We start from the raw sequence: 2,748 nt of genomic DNA on the forward strand, positions 1-2,748 counted from the left end.
ACCGCCTCGACGATCGCCGGCGTGCCCGCCTCGAAGCGGTGCGGCGGGTCGTTGTAGGTGACGGTATCCTCGGAGACCGTGCGGATCATCTCGCCGCCGCCCTGGTAGGGCGGGAGGCGGTCGAGCCAGTCCTTCTTGCCGTAGAGCACGCCGATGCCGGTCGGGCCGTAGACCTTGTGGCCGGTGAAGACGAAGAAGTCGCAATCGAGCGCGCGCACGTCGATCGGGCCGTGCACGGCGCTCTGCGCCCCGTCGAGCAGCACCGGCACGCCGTGGGCGTGGGCGATGCGGACGATCTCGGCGGCCGGCGTGATCGTGCCGAGCACGTTCGACATCTGCGTGATCGCCACCATCTTCGTGCGCGGCGAGAACAGCTTCGCGTAGTCCTCGACGAGGAAGTTGCCGTCGTCATCGACCGGTGCCCACTTGATCACCGCACCGCGCCGCTCGCGCAAAAAGTGCCAGGGCACGATGTTGGAGTGGTGCTCCATGATCGACAGGATGATCTCGTCGCCCTCCCCGATCAGCCCGGCTAAAGCCATCGAGGAGGCGACGAGGTTGTAGGCTTCCGTGGCGTTGCGGGTGAAGATGATCTCGTCGGTCGAGGCCGCGTTGAGGAACTGGCGCGTCGTTTCGCGCGCGCCCTCGAACCCTTCGGTGGCCGCGTTCGCCATGAAATGCAGGCCGCGATGGACGTTGGCGTAGCCGGTCTCCATGCACGCGACCATCGCGTCGATCACCGCGCGCGGCTTCTGCGCCGACGCGGCGTTGTCGAGATAGACCAGCGGCTTGCCGTAGACCTTTTCGGACAGGATCGGGAATTCCTTTCGGATCGCCTCGACGTCGTAGGGGGGCAGGCGGGTGGGTGCGTTCATCTGTGTCGTCTCGCCTCGTTTCCGACCCTCATCTCCTCTGCGGGAGAGGGGTTAGGGATCAGCTTCGTGCGGCGAGCCACGCCTCGATCTCGCCGATCAGCGCCGCGCGGGCACCCTCGTGCGCGACCGACTCGACCGCCTCGCCGACGAACGCCTGCACGAGCAGGCTTTCCGCGATCGGCTTCGGCAGGCCGCGGGCCATGAGATAGAACAGCAGATCCTGGTCGGGCGCGCCGCAGGTGGCGCCGTGGCCGCAAGCGACGTCGTCCGCGAAGATCTCGAGTTCCGGCTTGTTCATCATCTGCCCCGCGTCGGAGAGGAGCAGGCAATCGGACTTCATCTTGCCGTCGGTCTTCTGCGCGACCTGCCGGACGATGATCTTGCCCTGGAACACGCCGGTGGCGTCGCCGTCGATCACCGTCTTGAACATCTCGCGGCCGATGCCGCCGACCGCCGCATGGTCGGCGAGCAGCGTCGAATCGGCGAGCTGCCCGTCGCCGAGCATCGTCGCGCCGTTGACCACGGCGTTCACGTTCTCGCCGGCCACATGCATGTAGATCTGGTGGCGGGAGAGCACCGCGCCGGTGACGAGGTTCACCGTCTCCAAGTGCGCCTCGTCGTCGAGGCGCACGCTGATGGTCGAGAGGGCGATCGCCTTGTCGCCCTCGCGGTTGATGCGGGCATGACGGAAGACGCCGTGCTTGCCGACAAGCACATCGAGGGCATCGTTTGGCTGATAGGTCAGGCCGTTGGGACCCTCGTGGCTTTCCAGCAGCGTGAATTCGGCCCCATCCCCCACCTCGACAAGAACGCGCGTCGCGGTCGAGAAGCCGTCCGTGCCGGCGCCCACGAAGCGCAGGTGCAGCGGTATCTCGACCTTGGCGCCGGGCGCCACGGAGATCAGCGCCCCGTCGGCCAGGAACGCGGTGTTGAGCTGGTAGATCGGGTTCTCGCGCGCCTGCGCCACGGGGGCGAGGTTCTTCAGGCGCATGTCGCCCGCGGCGAGCGCGTCGTTCAGCGGCGCCACCGAAACGCCGGCCGGGACGTGGTCGAGATCCGACAGCTCGCGGATCAGGTGGCCGTTGACGAAGGTGAGACGCACGGCCTCGATCGCGGAGAAGCCCGTGGCTCCTCCGACCGCGGCCTCGGCCACCTCGAGGGCCGGCGCCTCGGCGGGCGGGGCCGCCTCCTGCATCGCGGCACGCAGGTCCGTGTACTTGAACGCTTCGACGCGGCGGCTCGGCAGGCCGGCTGCCTCGAAGAAGCGGAACGCCTCCTCGCGGGCGATCGTCGTATCGCTGCCGAACCCCTTGCGGGCCGTCTCGAACAGGTTCGAGATGCCGGTCTCGGCGGAGGTGCGCAAGTTGGCGATGTCGGCCATGGGCTTACGCGGCCTCGTTGGTGCGGTACTCGGCGTAGCCCGACGCCTCGAGCTCGTGAGCGAGTTCCTTGCCGCCGGTCTTCACGATCAGGCCCTTGGACATGACGTGCACGGTGTCGGGCACGATGTAGTCCAGGAGCCGCTGGTAGTGCGTGATGACGAGAAACGCCCGTCCTTGCGCGCGGAGCGCGTTCACGCCCTCGGAGACGATGCGCAGCGCGTCGATGTCGAGGCCGGAATCGGTCTCGTCGAGCACGCAGAACTTCGGCTCCAGCAGCGCCATCTGAAGGATCTCCATGCGCTTCTTCTCGCCGCCGGAGAAGCCGACGTTGAGCGCGCGCTTGAGCATGTCCTTGTTGATCTCGAGCTTCTCGGCGGCCGCGTTGACCTTCCGGATGAAGTCCGGCGTCGCGATCTCGGCCTCGCCGCGGGCGCGCCGCTGCGCGTTGAGGCAGGCCTTGAGGAAGGTCATCGTGCCGACGCCGGGGATCT

General features: G+C 67.6%; 3 protein-coding genes. All 3 read right to left on the reverse strand.

Annotation, left to right across the window (positions count from 1 at the left end; genetic code table 11):
* A partial coding sequence (locus ACFE86_RS22295; RefSeq protein ID WP_375457493.1) for an aminotransferase class V-fold PLP-dependent enzyme occupies window positions 1–875 on the reverse strand: 875 nt, incomplete at its 3' end.
* Between the two features lie 58 nt (window positions 876–933).
* Complete coding sequence (locus ACFE86_RS22300) at window positions 934–2,256, reverse strand: SufD family Fe-S cluster assembly protein (RefSeq protein WP_375457494.1); 1,323 nt, start codon at window positions 2,254–2,256, stop codon at window positions 934–936.
* A gap of 4 nt (window positions 2,257–2,260) precedes the next feature.
* Window positions 2,261–2,748, reverse strand: a 488-nt coding sequence (locus tag ACFE86_RS22305; RefSeq protein WP_375457495.1) for an ABC transporter ATP-binding protein, incomplete at its 5' end; no start/stop codon positions are given.

The sequence above is a fragment of the uncultured Methylobacterium sp. genome, from assembly GCF_964244095.1.
Taxonomy (GTDB): Bacteria; Pseudomonadota; Alphaproteobacteria; order Rhizobiales; family Beijerinckiaceae; genus Methylobacterium.

Excerpts from the sequence above, each read along its gene's own strand:
- ACFE86_RS22300 (WP_375457494.1), bottom strand. The coding sequence starts at position 2,256 with ATGGCCGACATCGCCAACTTGCGCACCTCCGCCGAGACCGGCATCTCG.